Source organism: Streptomyces sp. NPDC045967, assembly GCF_056430495.1.
Genome location: NZ_JBWKLE010000012.1, coordinates 1 through 16852, shown reverse-complemented (window position 1 = coordinate 16852; position 16852 = coordinate 1). Strand labels below are relative to the sequence as shown.

At 70.5% G+C, this 16852-nt stretch carries 12 protein-coding genes; 9 read left to right on the top strand and 3 right to left on the bottom strand.

Going from position 1 to position 16852, the window contains the following annotated elements; all coding sequences use genetic code 11:
* Positions 1-34: 34 nt before the first annotated feature.
* The 9 genes from AC07FY_RS22195 to AC07FY_RS22155 all read left to right on the top strand — a co-directional run bounded on the left by AC07FY_RS22195 (position 35) and on the right by AC07FY_RS22155 (position 11974).
* Positions 35-1570, top strand: a complete 1536-nt coding sequence (locus AC07FY_RS22195) for a sugar ABC transporter ATP-binding protein (protein ID WP_479008764.1) — start codon at positions 35-37, stop codon at positions 1568-1570.
* Positions 1567-2613, top strand: coding sequence for an ABC transporter permease (locus tag AC07FY_RS22190; protein WP_479008762.1), 1047 nt, complete (start codon positions 1567-1569; stop codon positions 2611-2613). Before AC07FY_RS22195 ends, AC07FY_RS22190 begins: the two co-directional genes overlap by 4 nt.
* Positions 2610-3584, top strand: a complete 975-nt coding sequence (gene yjfF / locus AC07FY_RS22185) for a galactofuranose ABC transporter, permease protein YjfF (RefSeq protein ID WP_479008760.1) — start codon at positions 2610-2612, stop codon at positions 3582-3584. The genes AC07FY_RS22190 and yjfF overlap by 4 nt, the downstream gene beginning before the upstream one ends.
* Positions 3585-3715: 131 nt before the next feature.
* Complete coding sequence (locus AC07FY_RS22180; protein ID WP_479008758.1) at positions 3716-5542, top strand: ribulokinase; 1827 nt, start codon at positions 3716-3718, stop codon at positions 5540-5542.
* Positions 5539-6216: an L-ribulose-5-phosphate 4-epimerase gene (locus AC07FY_RS22175; protein ID WP_479008756.1), complete on the top strand. Its 678-nt coding sequence runs from the start codon at positions 5539-5541 to the stop codon at positions 6214-6216. The genes AC07FY_RS22180 and AC07FY_RS22175 overlap by 4 nt, the downstream gene beginning before the upstream one ends.
* 15 nt (positions 6217-6231) lie before the next feature.
* Positions 6232-7746 carry an L-arabinose isomerase gene (gene araA, locus AC07FY_RS22170; RefSeq protein WP_479008754.1) on the top strand — a complete coding sequence of 505 codons (1515 nt, stop codon included), beginning with the start codon at positions 6232-6234 and terminating at the stop codon, positions 7744-7746.
* Positions 7747-7833: 87 nt separating this feature from the next.
* Positions 7834-8940, top strand: a complete 1107-nt coding sequence (locus AC07FY_RS22165; protein WP_479008752.1) for an aldose epimerase family protein — start codon at positions 7834-7836, stop codon at positions 8938-8940.
* A 56-nt stretch (positions 8941-8996) separates the two neighbouring features.
* Positions 8997-10487: a family 43 glycosylhydrolase gene (locus AC07FY_RS22160; protein WP_479008750.1), complete on the top strand. Its 1491-nt coding sequence runs from the start codon at positions 8997-8999 to the stop codon at positions 10485-10487.
* A gap of 53 nt (positions 10488-10540) precedes the next feature.
* Complete coding sequence (locus AC07FY_RS22155) at positions 10541-11974, top strand: family 43 glycosylhydrolase (RefSeq protein WP_479009075.1); 1434 nt, start codon at positions 10541-10543, stop codon at positions 11972-11974.
* Positions 11975-12027: 53 nt separating this feature from the next.
* Here the strand turns inward: AC07FY_RS22155 and mmsB are convergent, their stop codons facing one another.
* From mmsB to chvE, 3 genes are all read right to left on the bottom strand, one after another.
* Positions 12028-13281, bottom strand: a complete 1254-nt coding sequence (gene mmsB / locus AC07FY_RS22150) for a multiple monosaccharide ABC transporter permease (RefSeq protein ID WP_479008748.1) — start codon at positions 13279-13281, stop codon at positions 12028-12030.
* Positions 13282-13284: 3 nt separating this feature from the next.
* Positions 13285-14832 carry a multiple monosaccharide ABC transporter ATP-binding protein gene (gene mmsA / locus AC07FY_RS22145; protein WP_479008746.1) on the bottom strand — a complete coding sequence of 516 codons (1548 nt, stop codon included), beginning with the start codon at positions 14830-14832 and terminating at the stop codon, positions 13285-13287.
* Between the two features lie 80 nt (positions 14833-14912).
* Entirely contained in the window at positions 14913-15998 is a 1086-nt protein-coding gene (gene chvE / locus AC07FY_RS22140) for a multiple monosaccharide ABC transporter substrate-binding protein (RefSeq protein ID WP_479008744.1), read from the bottom strand.
* Between the last annotated feature and the right edge of the window lie 854 nt (positions 15999-16852).

Genomic DNA, 16852 nt, shown 5'->3' with positions numbered 1-16852 from the left:
CCGACCCCGGGCCCGACCACGAGAGGAGGGGCGGATGCCTGCGCACGGTGCACGGCGGCCGGTCCTGGAAGCACACGGGATCCGCAAGGAGTTCCCCGGCGTGGTGGCACTGGACGGGGTCGACTTCCGGCTCTTCCCCGGCGAGGTGCACGCCCTGATGGGCGAGAACGGCGCCGGCAAGTCGACCCTGATCAAGGTTCTCACCGGCGTCTACGAGGCGGACGGCGGAGAGGTCGTACTGAGCGGGCGGCCGGTGCGCATCGCCGGCCCGCTGGAGGCCCAGCACGCCGGGATCAGCACGGTGTACCAGGAGGTCAACCTGTGCCTGAACCTGTCGGTGGCGGAGAACATCTTCATCGGCCGGGAACCGCGTCGCTTCGGACTCCTCCACTGGTCCGCCATGCGCTCCCGCGCGGCACGCCTGGTCGCTGACCTCGATCTCGACATCGACGTCACCGCCCCGCTGAACAGCTATTCCATCGCCGTCCAGCAGCTGGTGGCGATCGTCCGCGCGGTCGACGTCTCGGCCAAGGTGCTGATCCTGGACGAGCCGACCTCCAGCCTGGACCGTGACGAGGTCCTGCAACTCTTCGCCGTCATCCGCCGGTTGCGCGACCAGGGGGTGGCCATCCTCTTCGTCTCCCACTTCCTGGACCAGATCTACGAGATCTGCGACCGCATGACCATCCTGCGCAACGGCCGGCTGGAGGGCGAGTACCTCACGAGCGAGCTCAGCCAGGTCGACCTGGTCGCCCGCATGATCGGCGGCGAACTCGCGCGCCTGGAGGAGCTGTCCGACACCATCCGCCACCAGCCCGCCCCCGACGGCCGCGGCGCACCGTTCCTGCGGGCCGAAGGGCTGGGACGCCGCGGGGCGGTCGAGCCCTACGACCTGACCGTGCGGGCGGGCGAAGTCGTCGGCCTGGCCGGGTTGCTGGGGTCCGGGCGAACGGAGGCGGCCCGCCTGCTCTTCGGCGCCGACCGCAACACCCACGGCTCGGTGCGGATCGAGGACGCCCCTGTCACGCTCCCCACCCCGCGCGCCGCGATCTCGTACGGGATCGCCTTCTGCTCGGAGGACCGCAAGAACGAGGGGCTGGTCGGCGAGCTCACGGTACGCGAGAACGTCATCCTCGCCCTGCAGGCGGCCCGCGGCTGGACCCGTCCGCTCTCCCGGGCCAGGCAGGACGAGATCGCGCTGCGCTGGATCCGGGCGCTGGACATCCGCCCGGCCCACCCCGAGGCGCTGGTCCGCAACCTGAGTGGAGGCAACCAGCAGAAGGTGCTGCTGGCACGCTGGCTGCTCACCGACCCCAAGCTGCTGATCCTCGACGAGCCGACCCGCGGCATCGACATCGGCGCCAAGGCCGAGATCCAGAAGCTGGTGGCCGGGCTGGCCCGGGACGGCATGTCGGTGCTGTTCATCTCCGCCGAACTGGAGGAAGTACTGCGGCTCAGCCACCGGGTGGGCGTCCTGCGGGACCGCCGGCTGGTGGAGGAACTGGTGAACGACGGCTCGCTGACCCCCGAGCACGTCATGGCGACGATCGCGAGCGGAGCCCGGTCATGACCAGACACCGCCTCTTCTGGCCCGCCGCGGTGCTCGTGGCCCTCCTGCTGGCCAACGTGGTGTTCACCCCGGACTTCTTCGCGGTCCGGCTCAAGGACGGGCACCTGTACGGGAGCCTGATCGACATCCTCCACTTCGGCGCCCCGCTGATCCTGGTGGCGCTCGGCATGACGCTGGTCATCGCGACCAGCGGCATCGACCTCTCGGTCGGTTCCACCGTCGCCATCGCGGGCGCGCTGGCCTGCCTGCACATCAGCGGGGCGGACGACCCGGCGAGCCCCGGCACGGTGTTCGGCGCCATCGCTCTCGCCCTGTCCGTGGCCCTCGTCCTCGGGGCGGTCAACGGCGTCCTGGTGGCCAAGGTCGGTGTACAGCCGATCATCGCCACCCTCATCCTGATGGTGGCCGGACGCGGCGTGGCCCAGTTGGTGACGGACGGCCAGATCATCACCGTCACCAGTGAGCCCTACAAGCTCATCGGCGGCGGCTACTGGCTCACCATGCCGTTCGCGGTCATCCTCGCGGGCGTGGTCGTCCTGCTGACCTCGCTGCTCACCCGGCGTACCGCGTTGGGGCTGCTGCTGGAGTCGGTCGGCGGCAACCCGGTGGCCAGCCGCCTCGTCGGCATCCGGGCCATGGGCCTGATCGGCCTGGTGTACGTCTTCAGCGCACTGTGCGCGGCGGTCGCCGGGCTCATGATCAGCTCGAACGTCTCCAGTGCGGACGGCAACAACGCCGGGCTCTGGATCGAGCTGGACGCCATCCTCGCCGTGGTGGTCGGCGGTACCTCGCTGACCGGCGGGCGGTTCTCGCTCGGCGGCACGGTGATCGGCGCGCTGATCATCCAGACCCTGTCCACCACCGTCTACACCATCGGGATTCCCCCGGAGACCACCCTGGTCTTCAAGGCCCTCGTGGTGATCGTTGTCTGTCTGATCCAGTCACCTGCCTTCCGCGCCAAGGCCGCACGCCGGCGGGCCCGGCCGCGGCGCGGCGCCGGGCCGCGTCCGGTGACGTCCGAGAACCTGGAGGTGGGGGCATGAGCGCGATCGCGGCGGCCCGGGGCCGCGCGTACATCCCGCTGCTGGTCACATCGGCCCTGCTGGTGTCGATGTTCAGTGCCGGATCCGTGCAGTACGAGGGCTTCTTCTCCGGGCAGGTGCTGCTCAACCTGCTCGTCGACAACGCCTTCCTGCTGGTGGTCGCGATCGGGATGACCTTCGTGGTGCTGACGGGCGGGATCGACCTGTCGGTGGGCGCGATGGTCGCGCTCTCGACGATGATCTCCGCTTGGCTGGTGGAACAGCACGGCTGGCCGCCGGCCCTGGTGATCCCGCTGGTCCTGGCGGTGGGCACGGGCGCCGGCATCGCGATGGGATGGGTGATCCACTCCTTCGAGATCCAGCCGTTCATCGTGACGCTCGCCGGAATGTTCCTGGCCCGCGGCCTCTGCTACACCATCAGCATCGACTCGATCTCGCTCACCGACCCGACGTACACGGCCTTCGCCCAGACCCGCATCCCGCTCCCCGGCGGCCTGTTCGTCTCACCGAGCGTGCTGATCGCCGTGGGGGTGCTGGTGATCGCCTTCGTGGTCCTGCACTACACGCGGCTGGGCCGGAACGTGTACGCGCTGGGCGGCAGCGAGCAGTCGGCTCGGCTGATGGGGCTCCCCGTCGGGCGAACCAAGATCACTGTGTACGCCGTCAGCGGCTTCTGCTCGGCGCTGGGGGGAGTGCTGCTGACCTTCTACATGCTCTCCGGCTACGGGCTGCACGCGGTCGGCCTGGAACTGGACGCGATCGCCGCCGTGGTGATCGGCGGGACGCTGCTCACCGGCGGGTCCGGCTACCTGCTCGGCACCGCGCTGGGGGTGCTGGTGCTGGGACTGATCCAGACCGTCATCAGCTTCCAGGGCACGCTCAGTTCCTGGTGGACCAGGATCGTGATCGGTTGCCTGCTGTTCGTCTTCATCCTGCTCCAGCGCCTGATCGCCGGCCGCCGAAAGGTCTGATCACCAGCGGCACCAGTGGCGGCAGCCCACTCCCGACAGGCTTGACAGTCACATTGTTAACGCTAACAATCGCCGACGGCGCCCAGACGGCGCCCCTTACGCCCCGACGGGCTCCGTACGAAGGACGTGACATGACCGTGACCCCTCCCACCGGGGCACCTCCCACCGAGGCCCCGGAGAGGTACGTCGTCGGTGTCGACTTCGGCACCCTCTCCGGCCGGGCCGTGGTGGTCCGCGTACGCGACGGCGAGGAGGTCGGCTCGGCCGTCCACGCGTACCCGCACGGCGTCATCGAGCACGAACTCCCCACCACCGGCCGGCCCCTGCCGCCCGACTGGGCCCTCCAGCACCCCGAGGACTGGCGCGAGGTGCTGCGCACCGCCGTCCCCGCCGCGGTGGCCGCGAGCGGCATCGACCCGGCCGACGTCATCGCCATCGGCACCGACTTCACGGCCTGCACCGTCCTGCCCGTACGGGCCGACGGCGTCCCGCTCGCCGAGACCGCACTGGCCGCGCGCCCGCACGCCTGGCCGAAGCTGTGGAAGCACCACGCCGCCCAGGGCCAGGCCGACCGCATCAACCACCTCGCCCACCTGCGCGGCGAGAAGTGGATCTCACGCTACGGCGGGAGGATCTCCGCCGAGTGGCAGTACGCCAAGGCGCTCCAGCTGCTGGAGGAGGACCCGCAGACCTACGCCGCCACCGAGCGCTGGATCGAGGCCGCGGACTGGATCGTCTGGCAACTCGCCGGCGTCGAGACCCGCAACACCTGCACGGCGGGATACAAGGGCATCCACCAGGACGGCCGCTACCCGGACGAGGAGTACCTCGCCGCCCTGCACCCCGACTTCGCCGACTTCGCGCGCACCCGTCTCGCGCACCCGCTCTCGCCGTTGGGCTCCCGGGCCGGCTCCCTGACCGCCGAGGCCGCCGCCTGGACCGGGCTGCCCGTGGGCATCGCCGTCGCCACCGGCAACGTCGACGCCCATGTCGCGGCTCCCGCCGCCCAGGCCGTGGAGAACGGACAGCTCCTCGCCATCATGGGTACCTCCACCTGCCACGTCGTCAACGGAGCCGCCCTCGCCGAGGTGCCCGGCATCTGCGGAGTGGTCGACGGCGGCATCGTCGAGGGCGCCTACGGCTACGAGGCCGGGCAGAGCGCCGTCGGCGACATCTTCGCCTGGTGGCTGCGCCAGGGCGTGCCCGCCGACTACTTGGCAGAGGCCGAGGCCACCGGCGAGGACCTGCACCAGCTGCTCACCCGCAAGATCGCCGGCCAGCCCGTCGGCGGCCACGGTCTGGTCGCCCTCGACTGGATGAACGGCAACCGCTCCACCCTGGTCGATCACCACCTCTCCGGCGTCATCGTCGGCCTCACCCTCGCCACCCGCCCCGAGGAGGTCTACCGCGCCCTGCTGGAGGCCACCGCCTTCGGCACCCGCACCATCGTCGACGCCCTGGAGCAGGGCGGCGTACCCGTCACCGAGTTCATCGTGACCGGCGGACTGAAGAAGAACGCCCTGCTCATGCAGATCTACGCCGACGTGCTGCGCCGCCCGGTCTCCCTCGCCGAGTCCGCCCAGGGGCCCGCCCTCGGCTCCGCCATCCACGCCGCCGTCGCCGCCGGAGCCCACCCCGACGTGCGTTCCGCGGCGGCCGCCATGGGCCGGGTGCGGCGCGGCGCCTACCAGCCGGACCCGGCGCGTGCCGACGCGTACGACGCCCTCTACGGCGAGTACCGCGCTCTGCACGACCACTTCGGCACCGGGGCCGACAAGCTCCTCCACCGCCTCCGCGCGATCCGCAACGCGGCGTTGACCGCCCCTCAGGCCGAGCCGGAGTCCGCCCCGGGCGCCGCCCCGTCGGCCACTGCCACGGCTACCGCCCCTGCCACCGCCACTGCCACGGCTGCCGCCACCGCCGCCACCGCTGCCCTGAAGAGCGAGGTCCGAGCATGACGTCCCCTTCCCCGATCGACCTGCTGCGCCGCCAGGTGAGCGAGCTCCACCAGGAGCTGGTCCGCTACGGCCTCGTCGTCTGGACGGCCGGCAACGTCTCCGCCCGCATCCCCGGCGAAGACCTGCTGGTGATCAAGCCGAGCGGCGTCGCGTACGAGGAGCTGACGCCCCACAAGATGATCGTGTGCGACTTGGAGGGCAACGTCGTCGACGGCGAGCACTCCCCGTCCTCGGACACCGCCGCACACGCCTACGTCTACCGCCACATGCCCGAGGTCGGCGGAGTGGTCCACACCCACTCGACGTACGCCAGCGCCTGGGCCGCGCGCGGCGAGGCCGTGCCCTGCGTGCTGACCGCCATGGCCGACGAGTTCGGGGCCGAGATCCCCGTCGGCCCTTTCGCGCTGATCGGCGACGAGTCCATCGGCCGGGGCATCGTCGAGACCCTCCGGGGCCACCGCTCGCCGGCCGTCCTGATGAAGAGCCACGGCGTCTTCACCATCGGCAAGGACGCCAAGGCCGCCGTCAAGGCGGCCGTGATGTGCGAGGACGTCGCCCGCACCGTCCACATCTCCCGCCAGCTCGGCGAGCCGCTGCCGATCGCGCAGGGCGACATCGACCGCCTCAACCACCGCTACCGGAACGTGTACGGCCAGCGCCCCGCTGTCCGCTAAGGAGACACCGCTCCCATGAAGGCACTGAAGGCAATCGAGGGCCGCGAGGTCTGGTTCCTGACCGGCAGCCAAGGACTGTACGGCGAAGAGACGCTGCGCCAGGTCGCCGAGCAGTCCCGCCGCATCGCCGACGCGCTCGGCGACTCCTCCGGCATCCCGGTGGACATCGTCTGGAAGCCCGTACTCACCGACGCCGACGCGATCCGGCGCCTCTGCCTGGACGCCAACGCCGACGACGCCTGCATCGGCCTGATCACCTGGATGCACACCTTCTCCCCGGCGAAGATGTGGATCGCGGGCCTGGACGCGCTGCGCAAGCCGCTGCTCCACCTGCACACCCAGGCCAACGTCGAACTACCCTGGGCGTCCATCGACATGGACTTCATGAACCTGAACCAAGCGGCCCACGGGGACCGCGAGTTCGGCTACATCCAGTCCCGGCTCGGCCTCGCCCGCAAGACCGTCGCCGGACACGTCACCGACCCCTCGGTCGCGGCCCGGATCGCCTCCTGGGCCCGGGCCGCGGCAGGCCGAGCCGAACTGCGCAGCCTCAGGCTGGCCCGCTTCGGCGACAACATGCGCGATGTCGCGGTGACCGAGGGCGACAAGGTCGAGGCCCAGCTCCGCTTCGGCGTCTCTGTCAACACCTACGGTGTCAACGACCTCGTCGAAGCCGTCGACGCGGCCGCCGACGCCGACGTGACGGCCCTGGTCAAGGAGTACGGGGACAGTTACCGCCTCGCACCCGCACTCCGCCCGGGAGGGGAGCGGCACGACTCCCTGCGCTACGCCGCCCGCATCGAACTCGGCCTGCGCGGCTTCCTGGCGGACGGCGGCTTCCACGCCTTCACCACCAACTTCGAGGACCTCGGCGGACTTCGCCAGCTGCCCGGTCTCGCCGTGCAGCGGCTGATGGCCGACGGCTACGGGTTCGGTGGCGAGGGCGACTGGAAGACCTCCGTCCTGCTGCGCACGCTCAAGGTGATGTCCACCGGTCTGCCGGGAGGCACCTCCTTCATGGAGGACTACACCTACCACCTGGAGCCCGGGCGGGAGCTGATCCTCGGCGCGCACATGCTGGAGGTCTGCCCGACCATCGCGTCGGACGTGCCGTCCTGCGAGGTCCACCCGCTGGGCATCGGCGGCCGCGAGGACCCGGTGCGCCTCGTCTTCGACGCCCGGACCGGTCCCGCCGTGGTGGTCGGGCTGGCCGACATGGGCGACCGGTTCCGCCTCGTCGCCAACGAGATCGACGTGGTCGAGCCCGTCCAGCCGCTGCCGCACCTCCCCGTCGCGCGGGCGGTCTGGCAGCCGCGTCCGAACCTGCGCACCTCGACCGAGGCGTGGCTGACGGCCGGAGCTCCGCACCACACCGTGCTGTCCAGCGCGATCGGGACCGAGGAGCTGGGCGATCTCGCCGACATCCTCGCCACCGAGCTACTGGTCATCGATGCGGACACCACGATCCGCCAGTTCACGAAGGAGATCCGCTGGAACCAGGCGTACCACCGCCTGGCCCAGGGGTTCTGACGCCGGACGGTCCGCGGGCGGCGTCCCGGCTGTCGCCACCGGGGCGCCGCCCTTCCCGCCCCCCTCGGATCGGAGTGACGCACAGCCATGACCGACACGCCCACCCGCCCCGACGGCCCGCCCCTGACCATCCGCCGCGAGCCGTACGCGACCCTCTCGGACGGTCGGACCGTCGACCGCTGGATCCTCGGCCCGGAGGGCGCCGTCACGGCGGAGGTGCTCACCCTCGGTGCCCGCCTCCAGGCGCTGTACTGCCCGGACCGGCACGGTGAGCGCGCCAACGTCGTGCTGGGCGGCGCGAGCACGGCGGACCTGCACGGCGGGGCGAGGTACTTCGGAGCCACCATCGGCCGCTACGCCAACCGGATAGCGGGCGGCGAACTGCCCCTCGACGGATCCCTGCACCGGCTCGCGTCCCAAGGAGGCGGCCCCACCCTGCACGGCGGCCCCGAAGGCTTCGACGCACGCCTCTGGGACGCCGCCGAAGTGCGCGAGCCGGGCCGGGTCGGCGTCCGCCTCACCCTGCACAGCCCGGACGGCGACCAGGGCTTCCCCGGCGCGCTCACCGCCCGGGCCACCTATCTGCTGGACCGGGCCGGGTCGCTCACCCTCACGTACACCGCGGTCACCGACGCCCCCACCGTGGTCAACCTGACCAATCACACCTACTTCAACCTGGGCGGCGAGGGCAGCGGGACGATCCTCGACCACGCACTCCGGATCCGGGCGGACCGGTACACCCCCGTCGACGAGCAGCTCATCCCGTACGGACCCCACTTCCCCGTCGAATCCACTCCGTTCGACCTCACCGAGCCGCACCCCGTCGGCGAGCGGATCGCGGCCGATCACCCCCAGCTCCGGCTGGCCGGAGGCGGCTACGACCACAACTGGGTGCTCCGCCCGAACAAGGGCCGGGGCCCGCGGCGGGCCGCGGTCCTGGCCCACCCCGCCAGCGGCAGACGGGTGGAGTGCCTGACCACCGAGCCCGGCCTGCAGGTCTACACCGGGCAGCTCTTCGACGGTTCACTGACCGGCCCCGGCGGCGCCCCGTACCCCGCCTTCGCCGGCATCGCGCTGGAAACGCAGCACTTCCCCGACTCCCCGCACCGCCCCCGCTATCCCTCCACCGTCCTGCGCCCGGGGGAGGAGTACCACTCGACCACCGTCCACCGCTTCTCGGTGGACCCCGGCTGACCCGGCGGCGACCGGCCGCGCCCCCGTGCCCGGCGGCGTCGCCCAGGAGGACCGACATGACCCGAACCCGCCCCCGCGCCCGCCTCCGCACCCGGATCGGCCTCGCGGTCGCGCTGCTCGCGCTCCTGTGCACCACCCTCGCCGAAACCCGCCCGGCCGCTGCGGTCGCCGGCCGGACGTACACCAACCCGGTGAAGTCCCAGAAGGGGGCCGATCCGTGGCTGGTCCACCACAACGGCGTCTACCACCTCGTCACCACCTCCTGGTCCTCCGAAATCACCATGCGCAGGTCACCCACACTGGCCGGGCTCGCGACGGCGCCGAGCGTGCAGGTGTGGGCCGACACCACCCCCTCGCGCTGCTGCAACATGTGGGCGCCCGAGATCCACCTCTTCAACGGCCGCTGGTACCTCTACTACGTGGCCGGGCAGGGGATCGCCGACTACAACAAGACCCAGCGCCTGCACGTGCTGGAGAGTGCCAGCGCCGACCCGATGGGCCCCTACCACTTCAAGAACGACCTCGCCGCCCCGGGCGGCGACACCTGGCTCATCGACGGCAGCGTGCTCGAGGACAACGGCGCCCTCTACCTGCTCGGCAGCGCCATGGGCAACGGCACGCAGAACCTCGTGATCGCACCGATGAGCAACCCGTACACCGTCAGTGGCGCCCTGTCGGTCATCTCGACGCCGACCTACTCCTGGGAACGCCAGGGCGCGCCCGTCAACGAGGGACCCGAGCCGCTCTACCACGACGGCAAGACCTTCATCGTCTACTCGGCGAGCTTCTGCGCCACCGCCGACTACAAGCTCGGCCGGCTCGAACTGACGGGCAGTGACCCGCTGTCCGCCGCCTCCTGGACGAAGAAGCCGACCCCCGTCTTCCAGCGCGACGACGCCGCGGGCGTGTACGGGCCGGGCCACAACGGGTTCTTCACCTCCCCGGACGGCACCGAGAACTGGATCGTCTACCACGCCAACGGCTCTCCCGCCGAGGGCTGCACCAACGCCCGCACCACCAGGGCGCAGAAGTTCACCTGGAACTCCGACGGCACCCCGGACTTCGGCACCCCCGTCGCCCTCGGCACCCCGCTCGCGGGCCCGTCGGGCGAGTCGGCCGCCACCCCCACCTCCTACACGCTCGTGAACCGCAACAGCGGCAAGTGCCTCGACCTCCTCAACGGTTCGGCGGCGGACGGGGCGAACGTCCGCCAGTGGACGTGCAACGGCGCGGCCGCGCAGAAATGGCGGATCGAGGACCAGGGCGACGACACCAGCCGGCTGGTCAACACGGCGAGCGGCAAGGCGCTCGACGTGGCGGACTGCTCGGCCGCCGACGGCGCGGACATCCGGCAGTGGTCGTGGCTCGGCAACGCGTGCCAGCGGTTCCGGATGATCGTCACCGGTCCCGGCTGGGTGCGGCTGGAGAACGCCAACAGCCGCAAGGTCGCCGACGTGGCCGACTGCGCGACCGCAGACGGGGCCGACGTACGCCAGTGGACCTGGCTGGGCAACACCTGCCAGCAGTGGCAGCTCAAGGCCAACTGAACCACCGCCGCCCCCCCACCACCCCCACAGGAGAAGACGTGACCGGAACGCGCATGCTCCCCGCAATCCTCACGGCCGTGGCCGCGCTGGCCCTTTCCCAGCTGCCGGCGGCTCCCGCCCGGGCCGCGGCCCCCGCCTCGCCCGCCGTCTCGTTCACCAACCCGCTGGCGAACCAGCGTGCCGACCCCCAGATCCACCGGCACACGGACGGCTTCTACTACTTCACGGCCACCGTCCCCGAGTACGACCGCATCATCCTGCGCCGGGCGACGACGATCCAGGGTCTTGCGACCGCCCCGGAGACGGTGATCTGGACCAAGCACGCCACCGGCGACATGGGCGCGCACATCTGGGCCCCGGAGATCCACTTCATCGACGGCAAGTGGTACGTGTACTTCGCCGCCGGCTCCACCTCCGACGTGTGGAAGATCCGCATGTACGTCCTGGAGAGCTCCGCCGCCAACCCGCTCACCGGTGGCTGGACCGAGAAGGGGAAGATCACCACCCCGATGGACAGCTTCGCCCTCGACGCCACCACCTTCGTCGTGGGCGGCACCCGCTACCTCAGCTGGGCCCAGAAGGATCCCGCCATCGCGACCAACTCCAACGTCTACCTCGCGAAGATGTCGAACCCGTGGACCATCACCGGGACACCGGCCAGGCTCACGGTGCCCACCTACGGCTGGGAGACGGCCGGCCACAAGGTCAACGAGGGCCCTGCGTTCATCCAGCACGGCGGCAGGGTCTTCCTGAGCTACTCGGCGTCGGCGACCGACAGCACCTACTGCCTCGGCCTGCTCTCCGCCTCCGCGACCGGCGACCTCCTCGATCCGGCCTCCTGGACGAAGAGCCCGACCCCGGTGTTCACCAGCAACGCGGCGACCGGCCAGTACGGCCCGGGCCACAACCAGTTCACCACCTCCGAGGACGGCAAGAGCGACGTCCTCGTCTACCACGACCGCAGCTACAAGGACATCACGGGGGATCCGCTCAACGACCCCAACCGCCGCACCCGCGTCCAGAAGCTGTACTGGAACGCCGACGGCACACCCGCCTTCGGCATCCCGGTGGCCGACGGTGCGACCCCGGTGCGGCTCTCCTCGTACAACTACCCAGCCCACTACATCCGCCACTTCGCGTACCGGGCGAAGCTGGAGGCGGACGTCACCAACCTGGCGGACTCGCAGTTCCGCACCGTACCCGGCCTGTCCGGCACCGGCACCGTCTCGCTGGAGTCCGCCAACCTACCCGGGCACTACCTGCACAGCAGGAACGGTGAGGTCTGGGTCGAGAGGAACGACGGCACGACCGCCTTCAAGGACAGCGCCAGCTTCCACCAGCGCGCCGGGCTCGGGGACCCGGCCGGTGTCTCCTACGAGGCGTACGGCAGGCCGGGCCAGTACCTGCGGCACTACGACTTCCTGCTCTACGTCCAGGCGGCCGGCACCACCCTGGCCAAGGCCGACGCAACCTTCCACCGGCAGTGACAGCGGGTCCGGCCGCGCCCCGAGGGGGTGCGGCCGGACCCGGGCGGTACGGATCAGGAGCCGGCCTTGCGCTTGTTGTAGACGTCGAATCCGACCGCGGCCAGCAGCACCAGGCCCTTGATGACCTGCTGGTAGTCGGTGCCGATCCCCACCAGCGACATGCCGTTGTTCAGCACGCCGAGCACCAGGCCGCCGATGATGGCGCCGAGGACGGTCCCGACACCCCCGGAGGCCGAGGCACCGCCGATGAACGCGGCGGCGATCGCCTCCAGTTCGAAGTTGATGCCGGCCTGCGGCGTGCCCGCGTTGAGCCGGGCGGCGAAGACCATCCCCGCCAGCGCGGCCAGTACGCCCATGTTGACGAAGGCGAGGAAGACGACGCGCTTGCTCTTGACACCGGACAGCTTCGCCGCGGCCTCGTTGCCGCCGATCGCGTAGGTGTGGCGGCCCAGGATGGAATTGCGCATCAGGTAGCCGAAGGCGACCAGCAGGGCGCCGAGGATCAGCAGCACGATCGGGAAGCCGTGGTAGCTCGCCAGCAGCAGCGTGAACACCAGGACCGCGGCGGCGATGGCGGCCAGCTTCGCCAGGAAGAAGCCCAGCGGGAGCAGCTCCAGGCCGTAGCGGGCGGCCTGCCGGCGGCCCCGGACCTCCTGGAGGACGGCGAGGGCGAGCACGCCGAGCCCCAGCAGCAGGGTGAGGTTGTGGTAGTCGGTGTGCGGGCCGACCTCCGGCAGGAAGCCACTGCTGATCTGCTGGAATCCCTTGGGGAGGGGCGCCACCGACTGGCCCTGCAGCACGATCTGCGTACCGCCGCGGAAGAGCAGCATGCCGGCCAGCGTGACGATGAAGGACGGGATGCCGACGTACGCGATCCAGAACCCCTGCCAGGCGCCGGCCGCCGCCCCGATCAGCAGGGCGACGGCCAGCGCGAGCGGCCACGGCACGTCGTGCGTGGCCATCATCACGGCCGCGGCGGCGCCGACGAAGGCGGCCAGCGAACCGACCGAGAGGTCGATGTGACCGGAGATGATCACGATCATCATGCCGATGGCGAGGATCAGGATGTAGCTGTTCTGCTGGATCAGGTTGGTCACGTTGAGCGGCTGGAGCAGGATGCCGTCAGTCCAGACCTGGAACACCGCGACGATCAGCGCCAGGGCGACCAGCATGCCGTACTGCCGTATGTTGCCGCGCAGCGCCCGCGCCAGCAGCGGACCGAGGCCGCCGCCGCCCGATGTGGTGGCGGGCCGGGGAGCCTCGAGGCCGCCGGTGCCCGGGGTGTCCGTGGTCTTCGTCTGGGCCATTCCTCACACCTGCTCGTTCTCGGTCGCGGCGCTCATGGTCATGAGGCGCATGAGTGATTCCTGGGTCGCGTCCGCGCGGTCCACTTCGCCGGTGAGCCGGCCCTCGGACATCGTGTAGATGCGGTCGCACATGCCGAGCAGCTCGGGCAACTCGGAGGAGATGATCAGCACCGCCTTGCCCTGGGCGGCGAGTTCGGCGATCACCGTGTAGATCTCGGCCTTGGCGCCGATGTCGATGCCCCGGGTGGGCTCGTCGAGGATCAGCACCTCCGGCTCGGAGAAGATCCACTTGCTGAGGACCACCTTCTGCTGGTTGCCCCCGCTGAGCTTCCCGGTCTCCGCGAACACCGACGGCGCCTTGATGCCCATCGTCGTGCGGAAGGACTCTGCGACCCGGGTCTCCTCGTGCTCGTTCACCCAGCCGCGCCGGGCGACCTTGCCGAGCGCGCTCAGCGAGATGTTGCGGCTGATGCCGTCCATGAGGTTGAGCCCGAGGTGTTTGCGGTCCTCGGTGACATACGCGATGCCGTGGCCGATCGCCTCGGGGACGGTACGGGTTCGGACCTCCTTGCCGTCCACCAGCACCCGGCCTCCGCTGTGGCGCCCGTACGAGCGGCCGAAGACGCTCATCGCCAGCTCGGTGCGACCCGCGCCCATCAAGCCGGCGATACCGACGATCTCGCCGCGCCGCACGGCCACCGACACGCCGTCGACGACCTTGCGCTGATGGTCGATCGGGTGGTGGACCGTCCAGTTCTCGACGGCGAAGGCGACCTCTCCCACTTCGGGCGTGCGCTCGGGAAAGCGGTGCTCCAGATCGCGGCCGACCATCCCCCGGATGATCCGGTCCTCCGAGATGCCCTCCGCGCCGACCGCGAGGGTCTCGATGGTCCGGCCGTCGCGCAGGATCGTGACGGAGTCGGCGACCTGGGCGATCTCGTCCAGCTTGTGCGAGATGAGGATGCAGGAGATCCCCTGGGCCTTGAGTTCCAGGATGAGGTCGAGCAGCTTGCGGCTGTCCTCGCCGTTGAGGGCGGCGGTGGGCTCGTCCAGGATCAGCAGCTTGACCTTCTTGGCGAGGGCCTTGGCGATCTCGACCAGCTGCTGTTTCCCCACCCCGATGTCCGCGACGCGCGTGTGCGGGCTCTCGTCCAGACCGACCCGCCGCAGGAGCGCCGTGGCGTGGGTGAGCGTCTTGTTCCAGCTGATGAAGCCCCGGGTGGCGTGCTCGTTGCCCAGGAAGATGTTCTCCGCGAGGGAGAGGTAGGGGACCAGGGCGAGTTCCTGGTGGATGATCACGATGCCGCGCTGTTCGCTGGCGCGGATGTCCTTGAAGGCGCAGGGCTCGCCCTCGAAGAGGATCTCGCCCTCGTAGGAACCGTGCGGGTGGACCCCGCTGAGCACTTTCATCAAGGTGGACTTCCCGGCGCCGTTCTCGCCGCATACGGCGTGGACCTCGCCGGGGGCGACGCTCAGGGTGACGCCGGAGAGCGCTTTGACTCCGGGGAAGGACTTGCTGATCGAACGCATCTCGAGGACGGGTCCGGCCATGGTGGTGCATCCGTTCGACGGGGGGCGGCACGAGCGGGGGCTGCCGGGTCGAGCGCCCCCGCCCGTACGTGCCCGGCTGGCTACTTGAGCTGGTTGGCGGTGTACTGCCCGCCGTCCACGAGCACCTTCTGGTAGTTCTCCTTGTCGACACTCACGGGCTGCAGCAGATAGGCCGGGACGACCTTGACCCCGTTCTCGTACTGCTTGGTGTCGTTGACCTCGGGTTGGCCGCCGGTGAGCACGGCGTCGCCCATCTGCACCGCGATCTTGGCGAGTTCGCGGGTGTCCTTGTAGACGGTCTGCGTCTGCTCGCCGGCGATGATGGACTTCACCGAGGCCAGCTCCGCGTCCTGGCCGGTGACCACGGGCAGCGTCTTGTCCGGGCCGCCGTAGCCGGCGCCCTTGAGGGAGGACAGGACGCCGATGGAGATGCCGTCGTAGGGGGAGAGCACCGCGTCGACACGGGCCGAGGTGTACGACTTGCTCAGCAGGTTGTCCATCCGGGACTGGGCGACACCGCCGTCCCAGCGCAGCGTGGCGACCTGGTTGAAGCCGGTCTGGCCGCTCTGGACGATCAGCTTCTTCTGGTCGATGTACGGCTGGAGCACGCTCATCGCGCCCTGGAAGAAGAAGGTGGCGTTGTTGTCGTCCGGCGAACCGGCGAACAGCTCGATGTTGAAGGGGCCCTTGCCGCTCGCGAGGCCCAGCTTGTCGACGATGTAGGTGCCCTGGAGGACGCCGACCTTGTAGTTGTCGAAGGTCGCGTAGTAGTCGACGTTGCCGGTGCCGCGGATCAGGCGGTCGTACGAGATCACCGGGATCTTGGCGTCGGCGGCCCTCTGCAGGACGTTGGTGAGCGAGGAGCCGTCGATGGCGGCCACCACCAGCAGCTTGGCCCGCTTCGTGATCATGTTCTCGATCTGCGAGACCTGGTTCTCGACGACGTTGTCGCCGTACTGCAGGTCGGTCTTGTAGCCCTTGGCCTGGAACTGCTTGACCATGTTGTCGCCGTCGTTGATCCAGCGCTCCGACGACTTGGTGGGCATCGCGATCCCGATGAGACCGCCCTTGGTGTCACCGCCGCCCGCGCTGTCGCCCACACCGTTGGCGCTCTGACCGCAGGCCGTCAGGGCCAAGGTGAGCCCCGCGGCAGCGAGGCTCGTCACAACCTTCCGCACTATTCCTCCAGTGGTATGCCGCGATCGGCGCTGTCTCGGGCGCGATCTCGGCGGGGGCCTTGGACCGGGTCGAGCGGGTTTTGGGGCGCCGGCCCGGGGTGGAGGGGGTGAGTACACCCCGCTGGAGGCCCGGACGGGTGCCGCTCCGGGTCGGCGTCACATGAGTGTTAACGCTCACAGAAACGGCGTCAAGGCCCAGGAGATCACCGATGGGTATAGCCCGGAGCGGGTGGAGGCGGTCGCGGTGGTGGGCTTGACGTCCCGATTGTTAACGCTAACAATTCGGGAGGGCTCCGACCGCCGACCGTGCCGCTCTTGTTCGTGCCGACGGCCGGACCTGCTGTCCGGGGGAGCTGGGCCACCAGCCCTCGGCTCGAGACGGCCTCGGCCAGGCCGCGGGCGCCGGCCACTCCCTCCTTCTCCCGCTGCGCCTCCGTGGGAAACGTGGGCGGGCCCGAGACCTCAGCAGTCTTTCTGCGGCGGCTTCGTCGAGGTGCCGTCCTTCTCCATGGCGTCCATGAGGACGGGGCGCGCCTAGCCCAGCCCGAGGCTCCGGCCCTCCGGGCTGGTCATGCCTCTGGGTCCAGAAGTGGTGGCCACCCGCACACCGCACATCCCAGAAACCAAGACCGGTACGCGAGCCCCACCTCCGTGAGGCCCTCCGGCCCGGGGGGGGGGGGGGGGGGGGGGGGGGGGGGGGGGGGGGGGGGGGGGGGGGGGGGGGGGGGGGGGGGGGGGGGGGGGGGAGGGGGGGGAGGGGGGGGGGGGGGGGGGGGGGGGGGGGGGGGGGGGGGGGGGGGGGGGGGGGATGGGCTCCCCTGTTCGGTGGGGCGATCACGGCT

What these genes read in the sequence shown, in the direction of transcription:
- AC07FY_RS22195 (WP_479008764.1), top strand. Translation starts at nt 35, where the DNA reads ATGCCTGCGCACGGTGCACGGCGGCCGGTCCTGGAAGCACACGGGATC.
- AC07FY_RS22190 (WP_479008762.1), top strand. Translation starts at nt 1,567, where the DNA reads ATGACCAGACACCGCCTCTTCTGGCCCGCCGCGGTGCTCGTGGCCCTC.
- yjfF (WP_479008760.1), top strand. Translation starts at nt 2,610, where the DNA reads ATGAGCGCGATCGCGGCGGCCCGGGGCCGCGCGTACATCCCGCTGCTG.
- AC07FY_RS22180 (WP_479008758.1), top strand. Translation starts at nt 3,716, where the DNA reads ATGACCGTGACCCCTCCCACCGGGGCACCTCCCACCGAGGCCCCGGAG.
- AC07FY_RS22175 (WP_479008756.1), top strand. Translation starts at nt 5,539, where the DNA reads ATGACGTCCCCTTCCCCGATCGACCTGCTGCGCCGCCAGGTGAGCGAG.
- araA (WP_479008754.1), top strand. Translation starts at nt 6,232, where the DNA reads ATGAAGGCACTGAAGGCAATCGAGGGCCGCGAGGTCTGGTTCCTGACC.
- AC07FY_RS22165 (WP_479008752.1), top strand. Translation starts at nt 7,834, where the DNA reads ATGACCGACACGCCCACCCGCCCCGACGGCCCGCCCCTGACCATCCGC.
- AC07FY_RS22160 (WP_479008750.1), top strand. Translation starts at nt 8,997, where the DNA reads ATGACCCGAACCCGCCCCCGCGCCCGCCTCCGCACCCGGATCGGCCTC.
- AC07FY_RS22155 (WP_479009075.1), top strand. Translation starts at nt 10,541, where the DNA reads ATGCTCCCCGCAATCCTCACGGCCGTGGCCGCGCTGGCCCTTTCCCAG.
- mmsB (WP_479008748.1), bottom strand. Translation starts at nt 13,281, where the DNA reads ATGGCCCAGACGAAGACCACGGACACCCCGGGCACCGGCGGCCTCGAG.
- mmsA (WP_479008746.1), bottom strand. Translation starts at nt 14,832, where the DNA reads ATGGCCGGACCCGTCCTCGAGATGCGTTCGATCAGCAAGTCCTTCCCC.